General features: G+C 62.5%; 16 protein-coding genes. 2 read left to right on the top strand and 14 right to left on the bottom strand.

Annotation, left to right across the window (positions count from 1 at the left end; translation table 11 throughout):
- Positions 1-95 precede the first annotated feature (95 nt).
- Positions 96-314 (bottom strand): hypothetical protein, encoded by a 219-nt coding sequence (locus tag BLU35_RS35775; RefSeq protein ID WP_113476139.1) that lies wholly within the window; start codon positions 312-314, stop codon positions 96-98.
- 263 nt (positions 315-577) lie between these two features.
- On the opposite strand from BLU35_RS35775, the gene BLU35_RS36760 reads away from it, so the two are divergent.
- Positions 578-748, top strand: a complete 171-nt coding sequence (locus tag BLU35_RS36760) for a hypothetical protein (RefSeq protein WP_353615051.1) — start codon at positions 578-580, stop codon at positions 746-748.
- On the opposite strand, the gene BLU35_RS26955 is transcribed toward BLU35_RS36760, so the two are convergent.
- From BLU35_RS26955 to BLU35_RS26930, 6 genes are all read right to left on the bottom strand, one after another.
- The gene (locus BLU35_RS26955; protein ID WP_093235240.1) at positions 745-2,118 is read right to left on the bottom strand and encodes an alpha-glucosidase/alpha-galactosidase; all 1,374 of its coding nucleotides are present in this window, start codon (positions 2,116-2,118) and stop codon (positions 745-747) included. The genes BLU35_RS36760 and BLU35_RS26955 overlap by 4 nt on opposite strands.
- A 23-nt stretch (positions 2,119-2,141) precedes the next feature.
- Positions 2,142-3,815, bottom strand: a complete 1,674-nt coding sequence (locus BLU35_RS26950) for an ABC transporter ATP-binding protein (RefSeq protein WP_093235239.1) — start codon at positions 3,813-3,815, stop codon at positions 2,142-2,144.
- 12 nt (positions 3,816-3,827) lie between these two features.
- Positions 3,828-4,955, bottom strand: coding sequence for an ABC transporter permease (locus BLU35_RS26945; RefSeq protein WP_093235238.1), 1,128 nt, complete (start codon positions 4,953-4,955; stop codon positions 3,828-3,830).
- Positions 4,952-5,962 carry an ABC transporter permease gene (locus BLU35_RS26940; protein WP_093235237.1) on the bottom strand — a complete coding sequence of 337 codons (1,011 nt, stop codon included), beginning with the start codon at positions 5,960-5,962 and terminating at the stop codon, positions 4,952-4,954. The genes BLU35_RS26945 and BLU35_RS26940 overlap by 4 nt, the downstream gene beginning before the upstream one ends.
- Before the next feature lie 69 nt (positions 5,963-6,031).
- Positions 6,032-8,116 (bottom strand): ABC transporter substrate-binding protein, encoded by a 2,085-nt coding sequence (locus BLU35_RS26935; RefSeq protein ID WP_093235236.1) that lies wholly within the window; start codon positions 8,114-8,116, stop codon positions 6,032-6,034.
- 112 nt (positions 8,117-8,228) lie between these two features.
- On the bottom strand, positions 8,229-9,695 hold the full coding sequence (locus BLU35_RS26930) for an alpha-glucosidase/alpha-galactosidase (RefSeq protein ID WP_093235235.1): 1,467 nt from the start codon (positions 9,693-9,695) through the stop codon (positions 8,229-8,231).
- A 190-nt stretch (positions 9,696-9,885) separates the two neighbouring features.
- Between BLU35_RS26930 and BLU35_RS26925 the strand changes: the two genes are divergently transcribed.
- The gene (locus BLU35_RS26925) at positions 9,886-10,821 is read left to right on the top strand and encodes an AraC family transcriptional regulator (protein ID WP_093235234.1); all 936 of its coding nucleotides are present in this window, start codon (positions 9,886-9,888) and stop codon (positions 10,819-10,821) included.
- A gap of 64 nt (positions 10,822-10,885) precedes the next feature.
- Here the strand turns inward: BLU35_RS26925 and BLU35_RS26920 are convergent, their stop codons facing one another.
- The 7 genes from BLU35_RS26920 to BLU35_RS26885 form a co-directional block, all read right to left on the bottom strand.
- Complete coding sequence (locus BLU35_RS26920; RefSeq protein ID WP_093235233.1) at positions 10,886-13,105, bottom strand: xanthine dehydrogenase family protein molybdopterin-binding subunit; 2,220 nt, start codon at positions 13,103-13,105, stop codon at positions 10,886-10,888.
- On the bottom strand, positions 13,102-14,079 hold the full coding sequence (locus BLU35_RS26915) for an FAD binding domain-containing protein (protein WP_093235232.1): 978 nt from the start codon (positions 14,077-14,079) through the stop codon (positions 13,102-13,104). The genes BLU35_RS26920 and BLU35_RS26915 overlap by 4 nt, the downstream gene beginning before the upstream one ends.
- 3 nt (positions 14,080-14,082) lie before the next feature.
- The gene (locus BLU35_RS26910) at positions 14,083-14,691 is read right to left on the bottom strand and encodes a (2Fe-2S)-binding protein (RefSeq protein WP_093235231.1); all 609 of its coding nucleotides are present in this window, start codon (positions 14,689-14,691) and stop codon (positions 14,083-14,085) included.
- 142 nt (positions 14,692-14,833) lie between these two features.
- Entirely contained in the window at positions 14,834-15,715 is an 882-nt protein-coding gene (locus BLU35_RS26905; protein WP_286161645.1) for an AraC family transcriptional regulator, read from the bottom strand.
- Positions 15,716-15,838: 123 nt separating this feature from the next.
- Positions 15,839-16,354 carry an EVE domain-containing protein gene (locus BLU35_RS26900; RefSeq protein WP_093235229.1) on the bottom strand — a complete coding sequence of 172 codons (516 nt, stop codon included), beginning with the start codon at positions 16,352-16,354 and terminating at the stop codon, positions 15,839-15,841.
- Positions 16,355-16,785: 431 nt separating this feature from the next.
- A complete protein-coding gene (locus tag BLU35_RS26890; protein ID WP_093235287.1) occupies positions 16,786-17,178 on the bottom strand; it encodes a type II toxin-antitoxin system VapC family toxin in 393 nt (130 codons plus the stop codon).
- Positions 17,178-17,420 (bottom strand): type II toxin-antitoxin system Phd/YefM family antitoxin, encoded by a 243-nt coding sequence (locus BLU35_RS26885; protein WP_093235227.1) that lies wholly within the window; start codon positions 17,418-17,420, stop codon positions 17,178-17,180. Before BLU35_RS26885 ends, BLU35_RS26890 begins: the two co-directional genes overlap by 1 nt.
- Positions 17,421-17,629 lie beyond the last annotated feature (209 nt).

The following is a 17,629-nucleotide window of genomic DNA, read 5'->3' as shown; positions in this document are numbered from 1 at the left end:
AACGGAGGCCGGCATCTCCTAAGCCGGCTGTTGCTCCCGCGATGAGTTTATCACATCGAAAGCCTTATTCAGAGAGGTTGTATTAGTATTTACTGTTATTTGAGATTGCGCGAGCGCCAGTTCGACAAGGCGCTGATACGCCCATCCGTGGTGCCCCGCCCGATGCGGTCCAGGAATCGCTGGTATCCGGGATGTTCGATAAGCAGCCGCCGGCCGAGGCCCGACAGGAAATCGACATCCTTCGCATCCAATGTCAGCCTGTTGTGGAGCGTCATGATCCGCCGTGCCACCGGCGGGTCGACGATATCGGTCAAGGCCAGCCGGACGACGTCGACATCGAGATCGCCGCAGTTCCGCTTCGCCCTCCCGTTACCGCAACGCCACCTCACGAAACTGTCGCGCCAGGCCGGGCTCGACGACGGCTATTCAAGGCACAAGCGCTTCCTGGCGCAGGCCGCGCACGAACTGCGTACGCCGGTTGCCATCCTTGGCGCCCGCATCGCCTCGCTGCCACCGGGACCGGACAAGACGCGCCTCAACGAGGAACGGCAAGGGTGCGGGCCTCGGCCTCAACCTCGTGCAGAGGATCGTCCACCTGCACGGCGTCGACGTTGCGCGCTCGGCTTCCGGCGGCGCCTGCATGCGCATCGTGCTGCCGCTAGCCCAAGCCGCCCAGGTAAGCGAAAGGACAAGCCCCGGAACCAGGGTTCCGGGGCTCGATCGCAGCTTAGCCGGGAGAAAGAGCTAAGCCGCCTGGACCTTCTTCGACACGCGCGCCCATTCCGGGATCCAGTCGCGATGGGCGACCAGTAAATCGTCGACGAGCGCCCATATCTGTTCGAGGTCGAGTTCGGCCGCCGTGTGCGGATCCATCATCGCGGCGTGATAGAGGTGCTCGCGGTTTTCGGTCACCAGCGCCTGGACCGTCAATTCCTGCACGTTGATGTTGGTGCGGATCAGCGCCGTCAGCTGCGGCGGCAGGTCGCCGATGAAGGTCGGCTGGATGCCGGAGGCGTCGACCAGGCAGGGAACTTCCGCAGCGCAATTTTCCGGCAGCGAGGTGATGCAGCCGTTGTTCCTGAGGTTGCCGTAGATCACCGACGGCTCGCCGGTCCAGACCGAGTTCATGATTGAGGACGCGTATTCGTGGCTCTCGGCCACCTCGATCGTCTCGGCTTCCTTGAAGGCCGCCGCCTGCCCCTTCCAGCGCTCGATCTGCTCGACGCAGCGCTTCGGGTATTCATCAAGCGGAATGCCGAATTTCTCGATCAGATCGGGACGACCGTCCTTGATGAAATAGGGCGTGTATTCGGCAAAGTGCTCCGAGCTTTCGGTGACGAAATAACCGAGCCGCGTCAGCATCTCATAGCGAACCTTGTTGGGGCAGCGCGGGTTCCAGTGGCTGGGCTTCGGAAACCGTCCCTCGCGGTAGCCGCGCACCAGATCCGGGTAGAGATTGCGGAAGCTGCCGTCGGCCTGCTTGTGTTCGAACGTCAAATAGAAGGCCATGTGGTTGATGCCTGCGGCGCGGTAGCGGATCTCCGACACCGGGATATCGAGATCTCGCGCCAGTTCGAAGGCCGTGCCCTGGACGGAATGGCAAAGGCCAACCTGGCGGATCGTCGGATACTTCTCAGAGATCGCCCAGGTGTTGATCGCCATCGGGTTGACGTATTGCAGCAGGATCGCGTTGGGGCAGACCTCGAGCATGTCCTCGCAGATTTTCCAGAGATGCGGCACGGTGCGCAAACCCCGCATGATGCCGCCGACGCCGAGCGTATCGGCGATCGTCTGGCGCAGGCCGTATTTCTTCGGCACCTCGAAGTCGGTGACCGTGCAGGGCTCATAACCACCAATCTGGAAGGCGACGACGACAAAGTCAGCCCCTTCGAGCGCCTTGCGTTGGTTGGAATGGGTCTCGATCTTGGCCTTGACGCCGAGCGTGCGCACGAGCTTGCCGGCGACGATCTCGCTTTCACCAAGGCGCTGCGGGTTGACGTCCATCAGCGCGATCGTTGCGGCGGACAGGGACGGCCGCTGCAGCACGTCGCCGATGATGTTCTTCATGAAGACGGTGGATCCAGCGCCGATGAAGGTGATCTTGGGTTGTCTGGTCATGGATTGCCTCTGTTTTCTCGTGGTCATGCTGCCACATCGAAGGCGGCTTTAACGAGCCGTTCGGTGTAGGCGGTCTTGGGATTGGAAAGGATTTCGCTCACCGGCCCCTCCTCGACGATTTTGCCATGCTGCATCACCACCACCCGGTGGCAGAGCGCGCGCACGACCTTGAGGTCATGGGAGATGAAGAGATAGCTGAGACCCCGCTCGTCCTGCAGCTTGCGCAGGAGCTCGATGATCTGGGCCTGGACGGAGAGATCGAGCGCCGAGGTCGGCTCGTCGAGCAGGATGAATTCGGGCTCGAGCGCGATGGCCCTGGCGATCGCGATGCGCTGGCGCTGGCCGCCGGAGAACTCATGCGGGAAACGTGCCAGGATGTTGCCCGGCATGCCGGCGGCGCTGAGCGCGTCCACCACCCGGTCGAGCCGCTCCTTGCGGTTTTGACCGATGCCGTTGACGACCAGCCCCTCCTCGATGATCTGGCCGATCGACATGCGCGGATTGAGCGAGGCAAAGGGATCCTGAAAGACGATCTGGATGCGCGAACGCAAGGGCCGCATCGCGGTCCGGTCCTTGTCGTGGATCGGGATACCGTCAAAGAAGACCTCGCCGCCATCGGCATTGATGAGACGGATCAGCGCCTGGCCGAAGGTCGTCTTGCCGGAACCGGATTCGCCGACGAGCCCTAACGTCTCGTGCCTGCGCAGGTTCAGGCTCAGCTTGTCGACGGCGATCAGCTCGGAGAATTGCGGACGAAACAGGCCACCCTTTTTCAACGTGAAGCAGACCTTCACGTCCCGCCCGTCAAGAATGGTCGGCGCGTTGTGCGGCAGCGGCTTGGCGGCACCCGAAGGTTCCGAAGAGAGCAGCCGCTTCGTGTAAGGATGGGATGGGTTGGCAAAGAGTGCCGCGGTGGTGTTGTGCTCCTTCACCTCGCCATATTGCATGACATAGACGTAGTCGGAGAACTGCCGCACGACCGTCAGGTCATGGGTGATCAGGATCACCGCCATGCCGAGCTCGCGCTGCAGATCGCGGATCAGGTTGAGGATCTGTGCCTGAACGGTGACGTCGAGCGCCGTTGTCGGCTCGTCGGCGATCAGCACATCAGGATCGTTGGCAAGCGCCATCGCGATCATCACCCGCTGGCGCTGGCCGCCAGAAAGCTGGTGCGGATACTGATTCAGCCGCAGTTCCGGGTCCGGGATCCGCACGTGGCGCAGCAGTTCCAGTGCACGCTCCATCGCCGCGCGGCGGCTGATCCTGCGGTGCGCCCGGATCGCCTCGATGATCTGCGAGCCGACCGTATAGACCGGGTTCAACGAACTCATCGGCTCCTGGAAGATCATCGCCAGCCGATTGCCGCGCAAGGCGCGACGTTCACGTGGCGAGAAATTCAGCACGTCCTTGCCGTCATAGTCGATGCGCGACTGCGGAGCGATGGTGGCGCGCTTGGAGAGAAGCCCCATGACGCTGCGCGCCGTCACCGATTTGCCCGAGCCGGACTCGCCGACAATGGCGATGGTTTCGCCACGGTAGAGCTGGAAGGACACGTCCTTCACCGCCTCCACCATGCCGTGTTCGACCTTGAAACGAACAGCGACATTGCGGGCGTCGATGATCGGCCGGCCGTTTCGTTCGGTAAGATCCTTGCGCTCGGCGGGCGCGGCTACGAGGACGTCGATTGTCTCAGTCATGAAGCGTCCTCCTCAATAGGGATCGATGGCGTCGCGCAGACCGTCGCCAAGCGCATTAAAGGCGAAGACCGTGACAAGCACGAAGGCGACGGGCGACAGGATCCAGGGATAGGACCCGATGACGGAATAGGTGGATGTGTCCTGCAGCATCAGCCCCCAGGAAATCAGCGGCGGCTTGACGGCAAAGCCGAGGAACCCGAGGAAGGATTCCAAGAGCACCACCTGCGGGATCGAAAGCGTGACCGCGACGATCACGTGGCTCATCACGTTCGGCAGGATGTGCTGAAAGATGATGCGCCGGTCGCTGGCGCCGACGGCGATCGCCGCCCGCACATAGTCGATGCGGGCAAGCGCCAGCGTCTTGCCGCGCACCTCTCGTGACATCTGCGCCCAGCCGAGCGCCGACATGACGATGATGACGAAGGCGAGAAAGACATTGGTCGGCGCCGTCACCGGGATCAGCGACGTCAGCGCCAGATAGAGCGGCAGTTGCGGGAAGGCGAGCACCAGCTCGACGAAGCGCTGGGTCCAGACGTCGAAGCGGCCACCAAAGTAACCCGACGCCATGCCGACGGTGGTGCCGACGAAGGTCACGATCGATACCACGATCAGCGCGATCATCAGCGAGATGCGCGATCCGACGAGAATTCGCGAGAGCACGTCGCGGCCGAACTTGTCGGTTCCGAGCAGATGCACCGGCGAGCCATCGATCGCGCCAAAGAGATGCCGCTCGGCCGGGATCAGGCCGAAGAGGCGGTAGGGCGTGCCCTTGACGAAGAACCCGAGGATCTGCGGGTTGTCGTAATCGGGGCCGATGATCGGCTGAAAGGTGATCGGGTCAAGCTCCGTGCCCTCGCTCAGCGGGTAGCTGCGCGGCGGGAAGACGAAGTTGCCGTCCTTGTCGGCAAAGCTGATCGCCTGCGGCGGCGCGAAGGCGACACCGGTTGCCTTCGGATCGACCGGCGACAGGAAGTCGGCAAAGACCGCCATGAAGATCAGCAGACCGACGAGGACCAGCCCGAGCATGCCCGTCCAGGAGCGCTTCAGCCGCCGCCAGACGAGCGCCTGGTAGCTTTCATTGTGCTGCTCGTTCTTGGGCTCGATGGCGAGCGGAAGGGTCGTCTCAATCTCGACGGTCATGCCGGGGCTCCTCCGAGACGCACGCGCGGATCAAGTGCTGCGAGCAGCATGTCGGCGATGATGTTGCCGAGGATCAGCGTGGCCGACAGCACCAACATGAAGGTGGCAGTGACATAGACGTCGCCCACCCACATGGAGCCGACGATGGCGGGACCGACGGTCGGCAGCGCGAAGATGATCGCGGTCTCGATCTCGCCCGTCAGCATATAGGGCAACACGACGCCCTGATACATGATCAGCGGGTGCAGGGCGTTCGGAACCGCGTGGCGCATGACCACGGCCCCTTCGCTCAAGCCCTTCGCTCGCGCCGTCTCGACATATTGCGCGTTCAGCGTGTCGAGCAGATTGCCGCGCATCACCCGCATATTGTAGGCAAGGCCGCCGAAGGTGGCGATCGCCACGACCGGCCAGACATGTTTGACCAGATCGACGAATTTGTCCCACGACCAGGGCGCGCCACCGTAGCGGGCCGAATGGAAGCTGTTGATTTCGCTGACATTGAAGTGGAAGACGAGGATATAGACGATGATCAGCGCCATCAGGAAGCGCGGCACCGTCATGCCGAGAAAGGCAACCGTCGAAAGCAGGCTGTCGATCCAGGAATATTGCCGGGTCGCAGCGATGATGCCGAAGGAAATGCCGATCACCGACGCGAGAATGTGGCAGACGAGCGCCAGCGCCAGCGTGCGCGGCAGGCGTTCGCCGACGACATCGGCAACCGGCTTGTTGTAATAGAGGCTGTGGCCGAAATCACCGCGCGTCAGAATGCCGGTCATCCAGTTGACGTATTGCACCGCCATCGGCCGATCGAGCCCATGCTCCTTGCGATAGGCCTGCGCCTGGGCTTCCGCCTCCTCATAGGATGCGCCGCCCTGGTTGATCAGCTGCGAGCGGATGTAATCGCTGTAGTCTCCGGGCGGAGCCTGGATGATGGCGAACGTCGCGACGCTCAAGACAAGCAGCACCGGAATGGCAGAGGCGATGCGGACAAGCAGAAACCTGAACATGCCGTTTCCTTCTGTCGGTTGGGGTGACGGAGCGCTCCCCCGGCGACGGGCCGGAGGAGCGGCCCTACATCAGTTGCTGAGACCCTTCTCGCCGGGCTTGCCCGGGAGCTGCTCGGCAAAGAGTTCGAAGTCACCTTGCTTGTCAGCGGGCACATACAGGCGCTCGCGCATGATCGTGTCTTCCGCCCAGTTGAACATGAAGATCGGCGCCCCCGTCGGAACGTTGGCGAAGCGCTTGTTGATGATCAGCGCCCCCGGATATTCGGTAAGCCCGATCGTATCGAGGTTCGTCGTCGCGATCTTCTGATATTGCTTCATCAGTGCGACGCGCTCGGCATTGTCGTTGCTGGCGATGAACTTGTTGATGGTGTCGACAAGCTCCTTCTCGAACGGCATCAGATCGACCTCACCGCCCTCAGGTGCGCGGTGGTGCCAGCTGGTGCGTGGACCCGTTGCGCCAAGCTGCGGCGTGTTCTGCACGACAGACGCATATTCCGGCCCGTTTCGGTGAACCATCCAGTCGAAGCGGCCGGCATAGTTGGTCGCATCGCGCTGTTTGCCGTCGAGGGAATTCAGCACGACCCGAAGACCGAGCTTCTCCATCTGCCCGATGATGCCTTCGGCGAGGTTGCGGTCGGTCGCATAGCTGTTGTCGATAAGAAGCACGATCTCGACGTCTTGCCCACCGGCCTTGTCGGCCGGGAAGTTGACGAAGCCGTTGCCGTCGGTGTCTTTCAGGCCAGCTTTTTCGAGCAGAGCCTTCGCGCCATCGAGGTCAAAGGGATAATAGACGGTCGACTCCCGGTCATAGAAGCTGGTGCCGGAGGAAAGTCCGCCCGGATAGATCGCCGTGAACGGACCCTTCACCAGCGCCTCGCCGAGCTTCTTGCGATCCACCGCCATGGTCACCGCCTTGCGGAAATCCTCGTTGCGGTTGAGCTCGCGCACGGCCTGGGCCCGTTCGTCCGGTTCGCCCCAGCCATTGGCCGAGAAGTTCATGTGCAGATTGTAGCCGATGAGGCGCGGGCCGAAGGCAAGGCGCGCGGGTGCCGTATCCTGGGCAGCGCGCTTCAGAGATTCGACGAAGTTTTCCGGCTGCTCGAGGTTGGAGAGATCGGCGGAGCCGGCGATCGCCTGCACGTCGCGGTCGGCCCAGGTCGAGAGCTTGTAGTGCAGCTCGTTGATGTAAGGGAGCTGGTTGCCGTTCTCGTCCACCTTCCAGTAGTAGGGGTTGCGGCGCAGCACGATGATATCGTCAGCACGGTAGGCGACCGGCACCCAGGCGCCCATGACGGGGATGTTCATGTATTCCGGCGGGAAGGCGTTCTTGTACTGGTCGTAGGTCGTGCCGGCATACTTCGGATGCTTGGCTTTGAGGATATGCGACGGGCCCGGGCAGAAGGTGCCATAGGCCATGGCATAGAGGTGCTGGCGCGGGAAGGCCTCCTTGAAGGTCCATTCGACCGTGTACTGGTCGATCTTTTTCAGCGTCGTTCCGACGCCGAAGGTCTCGGGCGTCGCGCCGTTCAGCGGAGATACATTCGGGTCGAGGATATTGTCGTCCCAGTAGAACATCACGTCATCGGCGTCGAAGAGGTCGCCGTCCGACCATTTCGCACCCTCGACGAGATGCATTGTCAGCTTGTGGCCGTCGGCAGACCAGTCCCAGCTCCTGGCAAGGTTCGGCAGCGGCTCGACGTCGTTCGCTTCCACCTGGAAGAGCGGTGCGGTGCGGGTCAGGCATTCGGACATGCCGATATCAATGCCGCCCCAGCCCTGGCTCTGGCCGGCCGAGTAGTTCCAGCCCTCCGGACGGCCGCCGATGACGTGGCGCAGCGTGTCGCCATAGACGCCGACGCCATCGGGCATGTTGCCGGTCTTGAAGACCATCGGCTCCTTCGGCAGGCGCTCGACAACCGGCGGCAGCTTGCCGGCCTTGACGTATTTTTCGGTGACCCAGGCCGGCTCCTTGTACTCCGGCAGCGCCTTGAACTCGGCAATCGAGTCGCGCGGCACATAGGTGATCTTGCCCTGGGCCGGGAATGGCGGCTGCTCGGGCACGACTGATGGATCGGAGGCCGCCGCCTGAAGGGCGAAGGTCGAGATGCCGACGAGCAGCAGGCTCGCCATTTTCGTCAGTCTGTGGCTGGTCATTGGCTCAGATTCTCCCTCTTTTCGCCGCGCCGAAGCGTGGCCTCCTCCTTGAAAGTATGCAGTTGTGGCAGCGCAGCCCGCGTCTCCTCACGCGGGCATGCGCTGCAATCGGTCAGCCGGCGGCGCGGGCCGCCTGGCGCTCGGCACGCAGTTCGTCGAGCGAGCGCACCTGGCGTCGGGCGGCGCCGTTCCACTCGCGCGTTTTGACGGTGGCGCGGCTCAGGCGCTCGTTCGCGCCGTCGATGGCGTGGGCGTATTGCGGCAGCCACTGACCTTGAGCGACCACCATCTCGTCGACCATCTGCCAGACTTCCTCAGGCGTGCAGATCGCACCGACCAGCGGATCGTGCAGCATTGCGAGCTTCAGAAGGTCGAGATCGCCGGTCACGGCCGCATGCACCGACATCCGCTGGACATTGATCGATGCGAGGCAGGTGGCGGCGCAGGCTTCCGGAAGCGTGATGCCGGAGACCATGTTGATGCCGAAGCGGTCGACGAAGCCGGGGGATTCGATGATCGCATCAGCCGGCAGGTTGGTAATGACACCTGAATTCTTGACGTTGAAGTGGCCGCGATAGACACGCCCCGTCTCAAGCGCTTCCAGAATGTGGCTCGCATGTTCGTTCGAGCGCTTCTGGTGATCGAGCGGTTTTCCGGCGGCTTCCAGGAATTGCGGAAACTCGGTCTCGAACCAGTTACGGGTTTCCGTCGAATACCTGAGATAGCCGCCGGTTTCGCCGTGGATCCAGTCCGACATGTCGATCCATCGGCTGATCTCTTCCGGGCGCTTGCGGTACCAGGGAAGATATTCGGAGAGATGGCCGTTGCTCTCGGTCGAGTAGACGCCGAAGCGCTTCAACACGTCGATGCGGAGCTTCTCCTGTTGCGAAAACACCGGGTGCGCCTCGAAGGCGGCGATGAGTTCGTCCTTGCCTATTCTGCGGCCCTTGAGCCTGACGTCGACGAACCAGGTCTGGTGGTTGATACCGGAGCAGATGTAATCGAGTTCGCCCTCGCCGGCGCCGAGGATCTCGGCGATCTGCTCGCCGCCGTGCTGGACGCCGTGGCAGAGACCGACCGTGTCGACCTTGCCATATTCGATCGCCGCCCAGGTGTTCATCGCCATCGGGTTGGCATAGTTCAAGAACTTCGCACCCGGTTCTGCGACCGCGCGGATATCCTTGCAGAAATCGAGAATAACCGGAATGTTGCGCTGGCCGTAGAGGATGCCGCCGGCGCAGATCGTATCGCCGACGCATTGGTCGACGCCGTATTTCAGCGGAATGCGGATGTCGTCGGCATAGGCTTCGAGGCCGCCGACGCGAACGCAGCTGATGATGTAGCGCGCACCTTCCAGCGCCTTCAGCCGATCGGTCGTCGCCGTCACCTTCGTCGGCAGGCGGTTGACCTCGACGATCCGGTCGAGGATCGCCTTGATCATCTCCAGATTGCGGGCACTGAGGTCGGTCAGCGCCACTTCGATATCACGCAGTTCCGGCACGGCGAGAATGTCGGTAAAGAGCTTCTTGGTGAAGCCGATGCTGCCGGCGCCGATGATGGCGATCTTGAATGTTGCCATGCCCTTCTCACTCCTCCTGGACTGCGTGCTCTCAAGCGAAGGGTAAAATTAATTCAAAATTCCTGACCCGCCGCCTGTGCAACCTGACCGCGGATCCGTCTTTCCATTCGATTACAAGAGCCGACTGTTGCGCGATTGGCCGTCATTATGTGTATAATCGCCGACCCCGCCAGAGCGGTATTGTGCTTTCATGGGTAATTTTATGCTGCAAGATTTGATCGATAACGGCCCGATCATGCGAACGGTTTCGCTGCCGCGGGGACGTCAGAGCCTGCACACGATGCCGACCAGCACCGGCTATGAAATCCGCACCAATGCCACCTATGACTGGGACGGGAGGAAGCGCGGCAACACCCCGTTCACCGTGCTGCAGCACACGATCGCGGGTGCTGGAAACCTGCGCTACGAGAACCGGAGCTATCGGGTGCGCGAAGGCGAAACGCTGCTCTTGCTCGTGCCGCACAATCATCGCTACTGGCTGGAAGACGGCGGGCGCTGGGAGTTTTTCTGGATCTCGATGAACGGCGACGAAGCCTTGCGCGTCCATCGCGCGATCCTCGCCGTCACCGGCCCTGTTTTGAAGCTGCAGCCGGAAACGATCGAGCATCTGGCCGATTGCAGCCTGCGGCTGATCCGCGGCGGCGAGACGCCGGGGCGGGCTTCGGCGATCGCCTACGAGGCGGCGATGGCGCTTTATGACGACGTTTTCGGCTCGCACCCGGTGTTCAGCCACGAGCACCGGACGATGCACCGTGTCGTCGACCACATCATGAACAATCTGCAGAGCCCGCTTCCGGTTGAGGAACTGGCGCGCGTCTCGGGCTTGAGCCGGGCGCATTTCTCCCGCGTCTTTGCCGCCAGCGAAGGCATGGCGCCGGCCGAATACGTGCTGCAGAAGCGATTGCAGCGTGCCGTGAAGCTTTTGACGAAGACGGCGAGCCTGCCAGTCAAGGAGGTGGCGATCCTCTCAGGCTTCGAAGACCCCAACTATTTCGCCAAAGTGTTCCGCCGATCCTTCGGGCTGAGCCCGACCGAGTTCCGCACAACGGGCATGTATGCCAGCGTCGCCGCCCGCTCCGTCGAAGAGCCATCCGAGAGCATTTACGATCGGGCGCCATCGAACTGACGCCTCCTTGCATACGCGGCGGCACCAGGTTTCAGTGCCGGTACCGCCGCGCAGAGAAGCAATCTTACGCCGTCAACACGTCCTCGATGTGGATCGGCAGCGAACGTACGCGCGTCCCCGTCGCATGGAACACCGCATTGGCGATGGCTGGCGCCGTTCCGACCAGGGCGATCTCGCCGAGGCCTTTCACGCCGAGGGCGTTGACATGCGGGTCGACCTCGTCGACGAAATGCGCTTCAAGCTGCGGTATGTCGAGGTTCACCGGCATGAGGTAGTCGGCCATATGGGCATTGACCGGCCGGCCATCACGGCTATCCAGAACCGTGCGTTCCATCAGGGCCATGCCCATGCCGCCGATCATGCCGCCGGTGCACTGGCTACGGGCGAGCAACGGATTGACGACCCGACCTATGCCATAGGCGCCGACGATGCGGCGCACCCGGATGGTGCCGACATCCGGATCGACAGCGACCTCGGCAAAGACGGCACCGAAGGAATGCATCGAATAGCGCTCGGCAACCTCAGGATCGCGCTGGGCCGAACCGTCAGCCTCGATCGGCGCGCCGGCTTTGGCGACGATCTCGCGATAGCTGATGCCCGTCGTTTCGCCGCGGCGCCGCAGCCGCCCGTCGCTCCACTCGAGTTCCCCGGCCGCGACATTGTAGAGCGGCGACGCAGAATCGGCCGTGGCGAGACGCGCGACCTGCGCCTGCGCCTCGATGCAAGCCGCCTGGATGGCCGACCCGACCGAAGCCATGGTCCAGGAACCACCATGCGATGGGGTCTGGGGGTAGCTTGACCGGCCGAGCCGGAAGCGGATGCGTTCCGGTGGCAGCCCAAGCGTCTCGGCGGCAACCTGGGTCATGGACGTATAGGTCCCCGGCCCCATGTCGCTGGCCGCCGCCTCGACCTCGACCGTGCCGTCGGCAAGCAGCCGCACCCGGGCGTTCGCCGCCGCGTGGAACGCCGGGTAGGTGGCGGTAGCCGCGCCCATGCCGATCAGCAGCCGCCCGTCACGCATCGAGCACGGTTCGGGCGTGCGCCGGGCCCAGCCGAAACGCTCGGCACCGAGCGCGTAACATTGCATCAGCGAGCGGCTCGAGAACGGTTTGTTTTCCGCTTCGTCCTTCTCGGGCTCGTTGCGGCGCCGAAGCTCGATCGGGTCGATGCCGAGCTTGTAGGACAGCTCGTCCATCGCGCTTTCGAGCGCGAAGATGCCGCTCGCCTCTCCCGGCCCGCGCATGTGATTGGGTGTGCCGGTGTCGAGTTCGGTCAGCCGGTACTGGGTGCGCACGTTCGGGCAGGAATAGAGGTAATCCGTGACCGCCGTCAGCGCTTCCATGAACTGTTCATAACGGCTCGTTTCCCCCGTGCCTTCGTGAACGACGCCGGTGAGCTTGCCGTCGTTGGTGGCGCCGAGCGCCACGCGCTGAAGCGTGCGCGGCCGGTGGCCGGTGGTGAAGAACATCTGCTTGCGGGTGAGCACCAGCTTCACCGGCCTGCCGACATGGCGCGCGGCCAGCGCCGCCAGCGTCACATGCGGCCATGTCCTGAGGCTCGTTCCAAAGGCACCGCCGATAAAGGGACAGATCACTTCGATGTTTTCGACCGGCATGCCGAAGACTGCGGCGATCTCCGCCTGCTCGTTGACGAGATACTGGCTCTTGCTCCACAGCGTCAGCCGGTCGCCGCTCCAGGCGGCGATGGTTGCGTGTGGCTCCATCGGATTGTGGTTTTCCCGCGCCATCTCATAGGTGGCATCGAGGGTGACAGGCGCTCCTGCCACCGCTTTGTCGGCGTCGCCGCGCGCCCGATCGGGAGACACGCGCCCGCGTGTATCGGGGACAATGCTCTCCGCCTTCGGATCCATCGGGTCGACGATCGGCGGCCGCGCCTCATAGGTCACGCGGAGCGCTGCGGCGGCGCGCTCGGCGTGATCGAGCGTGTCGGCAACGACGAGCGCGACAGGCTGGCCGTAGAAGCGCACGGCATCGTCCTGCAAGACGTGCAGCCGCTCGCCGGTGGCGGGGTCGATGCCGGCCTTGTGCGGGAGATAAGGCAGCTTCTCGGCGTTGCGGTGCGTGATGACGGCGACGACGCCGGGCATGCGCTCGACCTCGGCAGTCTGAAATCGCGTGACGCGGCCAAGGCCGATAGTTGAACTGACGATCACCGCGTAGAGTTGACCCGGCTGGTTGAAATCGGCGGCATAGCGCGCCCGACCCGTAACCTTGGCCCGGCCGTCGACACGGGTCATTGGTTTTCCGATGGTATTGACGCTCATGCGACTTCTCCTGCCATTTCGAGTGCCCGGACGATCGTCCGCGGCAAGAGTTCGACCTTGAAGTGATTGTGCTGCAACGGCCGCGCGCCCTGTGTTGCCAGCTGTGCCGCAGCCTCGAATGCCTGCCGTTCCGGCCGCTTGCCGATCAATGCGGCCTCGCAATCGCGCAGGCGCCAGGGTCTCGTCCCGACGCCGCCGACGGCAAGGCGAGCCTCGCGGATCACCCCGTCTTCGACCGAAAGTGCAGCGGCAGCCGAAACGAGGGCAAATTCATACGAGGCGCGGTCACGAACCTTGAGATAGCGCGCACCGCGACTGTACGGCCCTCCGGGCACACGCAGTTCGACGATCAACTCACCGGGCAGCAGCGTGTGCTCGAGATGCGGCGTAGCTCCGGGTAGCCGGAAGAGTTCTTCGATCGGAAAGTTGCGTTCGCCCTCAGGTCCCCGCACTCGCATCGTCGCATCGAGCGCCACCAGAGCAACGGCGACGTCGGAGGGATGCGTCGCAACGCAGTGCTCGCTGGTGCCGAGGATCGCGTGACCGGCGTTCAATCCGTCGATGGCGGCGCAGCCGGAGCCGGGCGTGCGCTTGTTGCAGCCGGCGTCCAGCATGCGGAAATAGGGACAGCGCACCCGTTGCAGCATGTTGCCGCCCATCGACGCCATGTTGCGCAGTTGCGGCGAGGCGCCCTCAATCAAGCTTTCGGCGATCAATGGCTGCAGCCGTTGGACGTTGCGGTCGGCCGCGACTTCGGACATGCGAGCCAGCGCGCCGATGACGAGGTCGTCGCCTTCGACGCGGATGCCGCCAAGCGGTAGCGCGTTGATGTCGACGAGCCGTTCCGGGCGTTCGACCTCTTCGCGCATCAGGTCGATTAGCGTGGTGCCGCCGGCAATATAGCGCGCGCCGCCAGCGGCCGCGGCAATCGCCTCTTCGGCGCTTCGGGCTTTTTCCATCGTGAAGGGCAACATGGCTCAGCCCCTCCCTGCCGCGTCGGCGACGGCCGCGACGATGCCGGGATAGGCGCCGCAACGACAGATATTGCCGCTCATCCAGAAACGGATTTCGTCCGTTGAGCCTGCATGGCCTTCAGCGATGCAGCCGAGGCCCGACATGATCTGCCCCGGCGTGCAGAAGCCGCATTGCAAGCCCTCATGCGCCACGAAGGCTTCCTGGAGCGGATGCAGCACGCCATCTTTCTCAAGCCCTTCGATCGTTTCGATCCGGGCGCCGTCATGCATGCATGCCAGTGTGAGACAGGAGACGATGCGCTCGCCGTCGACAAGCACCGTGCAGGCGCCGCAGGCGCCCTGGTTGCACCCCTTCTTGGTGCCGGTCAGATCGAGCGTCTCACGCAAGACATCGAGTATGGATTGTCTTGAATCGACGTTCATCACGTGGACGTCACCGTTCACGGTCATGGTCAGGGTCATGGGGCTTACCTCCTTCGCCGGAGAACCTGTCGCTGCCGCCGACTGAGACGGCAGCGCTGCCAGCGCCACGGTTCCGGCACCTGCCAGAAGCGCTTCCCGGCGCGACAGCACCGGACCTTGCACATAGGATTCTGATCTATTTTCGACCATGTCGGAAACACTCTCCTGCCTCACCGTACAGAAGATAGGCGTCGAACGACGGCGTTACTGTTGCGATCTTTCGATCCTGCTTGAAAGTTGCGGCGGTCGAGGACGCCGGCGCACGGGAGCGCCGGCCCGGTCGCAGTCGAGGTCAAAGCCGACGGCGAAACTCGCTCGGGGTGAGGCCTGTCACTTTGCGAAAGCTCGAAGCGAAGGCCGATTGCGTTTCATAGCCGACGACAAGAGCGATATCGGTGATGCGCAGCGTCCGGTCCGCAAGCAGCGCCTTGGCGTGGGCGATGCGCTGCCGTGTCAGCCAGACATAGGGCGTGTGCCCGGTCGCCATACGAAAAGCGGTACAAAAATGAAAGCGGCTGAGATTCACGAGATCCGCCAGCTCCTGAAGCCGAATATCCTTGGTGAGATTGTCACGCATGTAGGTGGTGACACGCTTGATCTGCCAGGCCGAAAGGCCACGCCGTGGTCCGGGGGCGAGGGGCACGGACATTGCGGCGTGCCCGCGCAGAAGCTGGAGACAGACAAGATCGAGAAGCTGCTCGATGAACAGGTGCGATACCGCGTCACCGGTACTGATCTCGTCGTTAATCAAGGACATGATCGTAAACAGTTTGGGATCGCTGAAATTCACGCGGTCGAGAAGCTCGGGCTCACGACCATTCCCAACCTGATCCGCGCAGGCAAGCAGGCGCTGGTGCCCCAGAAAGATATTCGACACTTCGACGGCACCATCCGCGCGCCAAAGTCCTTCGTGACCCCTGGGCGCAAAAGTGATGGTGCCGGCTAGTGCCGGCGCGGTGATCGTCTGACGACCAACCTTCAGCGAAGCAGTCCCGTCGCCTGCATGCTTCGCCGCGAGAATATGATCCTTCAGTGGTGGCAGGTGGTACTCGAAGGGCTCGTTGCGCCAACGGCCGACCAAGCGCGTATCGCCGGAGAACACCTCCGGAATGACCGGCGGGGAAAACCCGCGCTGCAAGCGACGGATATGAACCTCCGTATCCGCAAGTCCCATTCCGCCCATTCGATCTTGTCTCTCGTGGATAGCCCGAAACGCGTTATCTCCCGGAGAACTAACATCCTTCGCCGCGCGCGAAAATATCGCCCGCGGGTCAAGTTTTCGACCCGCGGGCTGCAATCACGCCCAGGCTTGCCGGCGGTATTCGGCCACCCTTGGGAAAACGCCACCAAGGTCGGCACGCATCGCCCGCGCGATCACGCGGAAATCATGTTCGCTGATGGCGAGATGACCGAAACGAAGTTTCTGATCCCAGTTTCGATTGCCCTCGGCAAATTCTAGGCTGTCGAGCCACGGACGGACGGGAGCCTCCATACTGTCGGCCCAATCGATATCGCCGCGATGCGGCGCGGCTCCACCCATTGCAAAGAAGTGGGGCGGACGCTTCTTGACCACACCAATGGCGGCAAAGCACGCGAGACCCCCTTTCTCGCGGTAGGCCGCGTTCGGTGAATAGCAGACGAAACCGTCGCCCGCCTTCATCCGCGTCAGCGGCTGCACTTTGCCGTGGCCAAACTGCGAGAAGCCGCCTTCCAGAGCATGCTCTCCATCATCGCCGGAAACCGCGCCGATCCAGTAGCTGCGATCGCGTGTTTTCTGTTCTCCGCCCACTGCAAACCAATCCTGCGCCAACATCGATCATCCCTCGATCCGTTCTGTGAATGAAAAAACTATACAGAAGGGCACTGTCAGATTCTGGCAGCATCGAATCTGCGGACAAAGCGAGGCGCGCCCGGTCGGAGTCAGGCGACGGAAGCGGGAGAGATCACTTCCCATTTGCCGAACAGCTCCACCACCCCTGCAAGAGCCGCGTCAGCAGCATAGATCAGTCGCTCTTCTTCGAGGCGGAAGCCTTGAACTCGGAGAAGGCCGCTGCGTCCTGCGCCGTGAGGGGCGCGACGCGCCCTCCCGCTTTTCTTCGAGCAGCAGCTTCTTGTCTCCTCCGAAAGATTGAAGCCGTAGTCAGCGCTCTGCAGAGTGATGCTGGTGTAGCTCAACATTTGGCGGAAGTTGGCACGAACAGGTCTCGCCGGCGCGAGCGTCAATTTCTCGCAGGGGATTTCGAGCTACTTTTGCATACAGCGGATTGGGGCTGGATATTGTCCGACCAGTTCATCGACAGTCAACAGGGTGACACCTTCCACGATCGATTGAGCGACTAAAATCCGATCAAAAGGGTCCTTATGGATCGCTGGCAGTCCATCCACCGCTACCGCGTGTTCGCTGGTGATTGGGAGCTCTTGGTAGCCGTTATCAATGAGACCGCGGCGAAGTAGGCGAGGATCCACGGTAAAATCGGCGCGGCCAAGCCCACGCTTGATGGCCACCTCCCAAAGACTCGCCGCGCTAAACAGCAAAACATTGTCGGTATTCTCGATTTCAGCCAGAGCGGCGGGCGGCAGCTTCCCAGGCTCTACCGCTGCCCAAAGCAGAAGATGCGTATCCAGCAGGAGTTTCATCATTCGCCGCCAAACAGTTTCTCGATGTCTTCGCCACCCATGCGATCGAAGTCTTCCGGTACAGAAAACTGCCCCGCCATGAATCCGACGCGACGAGTTTCGTCGGCGGCAGGGGCCTCGACCGCGACGACCTTCACCATCGGCTTGCCCGCTTTGGCGATGATAAAGGACTCGCCTTTCGCTGCTTTCTCAATGAGCCGGGACAAATGAGTTTTCGCCTCGTGAATATTAACAGTGTGCATGGCCCTACCTCGAACTTAGTTTCGTAAACTTAGTTCAGTTTCGACCTGATAGCAAGTATGGCCGCGCGAAGAATCGACTTTGACGTGCAGCGGACCAGAGAAGGAATGCAACCAACTAGTACCACTGCACAGAGGTTATGACTCTTTGGCGGTTGGGTTTGGATAGGCTTTGGCGAGTTTGACGCGGGCTTGCTCGGTAGAGAACATCC

The sequence above is a fragment of the Sinorhizobium sp. NFACC03 genome, assembly GCF_900103435.1.
Taxonomy (GTDB): Bacteria; Pseudomonadota; Alphaproteobacteria; order Rhizobiales; family Rhizobiaceae; genus Ensifer.
This window is presented reverse-complemented; position numbering and strand designations above follow the sequence as displayed.

What these genes read in the sequence shown, in the direction of transcription:
- BLU35_RS26920 (WP_093235233.1), bottom strand. Translation starts at nt 13,105, where the DNA reads ATGAGCGTCAATACCATCGGAAAACCAATGACCCGTGTCGACGGCCGG.
- BLU35_RS26910 (WP_093235231.1), bottom strand. Translation starts at nt 14,691, where the DNA reads ATGGTCGAAAATAGATCAGAATCCTATGTGCAAGGTCCGGTGCTGTCG.
- BLU35_RS26945 (WP_093235238.1), bottom strand. Translation starts at nt 4,955, where the DNA reads ATGACCGTCGAGATTGAGACGACCCTTCCGCTCGCCATCGAGCCCAAG.
- BLU35_RS26930 (WP_093235235.1), bottom strand. Translation starts at nt 9,695, where the DNA reads ATGGCAACATTCAAGATCGCCATCATCGGCGCCGGCAGCATCGGCTTC.
- BLU35_RS26925 (WP_093235234.1), top strand. Translation starts at nt 9,886, where the DNA reads ATGGGTAATTTTATGCTGCAAGATTTGATCGATAACGGCCCGATCATG.
- BLU35_RS26940 (WP_093235237.1), bottom strand. Translation starts at nt 5,962, where the DNA reads ATGTTCAGGTTTCTGCTTGTCCGCATCGCCTCTGCCATTCCGGTGCTG.
- BLU35_RS26890 (WP_093235287.1), bottom strand. Translation starts at nt 17,178, where the DNA reads ATGAAACTCCTGCTGGATACGCATCTTCTGCTTTGGGCAGCGGTAGAG.
- BLU35_RS26935 (WP_093235236.1), bottom strand. Translation starts at nt 8,116, where the DNA reads ATGACCAGCCACAGACTGACGAAAATGGCGAGCCTGCTGCTCGTCGGC.
- BLU35_RS26885 (WP_093235227.1), bottom strand. Translation starts at nt 17,420, where the DNA reads ATGCACACTGTTAATATTCACGAGGCGAAAACTCATTTGTCCCGGCTC.
- BLU35_RS26900 (WP_093235229.1), bottom strand. Translation starts at nt 16,354, where the DNA reads ATGTTGGCGCAGGATTGGTTTGCAGTGGGCGGAGAACAGAAAACACGC.
- BLU35_RS26955 (WP_093235240.1), bottom strand. Translation starts at nt 2,118, where the DNA reads ATGACCAGACAACCCAAGATCACCTTCATCGGCGCTGGATCCACCGTC.
- BLU35_RS26915 (WP_093235232.1), bottom strand. Translation starts at nt 14,079, where the DNA reads ATGTTGCCCTTCACGATGGAAAAAGCCCGAAGCGCCGAAGAGGCGATT.
- BLU35_RS26950 (WP_093235239.1), bottom strand. Translation starts at nt 3,815, where the DNA reads ATGACTGAGACAATCGACGTCCTCGTAGCCGCGCCCGCCGAGCGCAAG.
- BLU35_RS26905 (WP_286161645.1), bottom strand. Translation starts at nt 15,715, where the DNA reads ATGGGACTTGCGGATACGGAGGTTCATATCCGTCGCTTGCAGCGCGGG.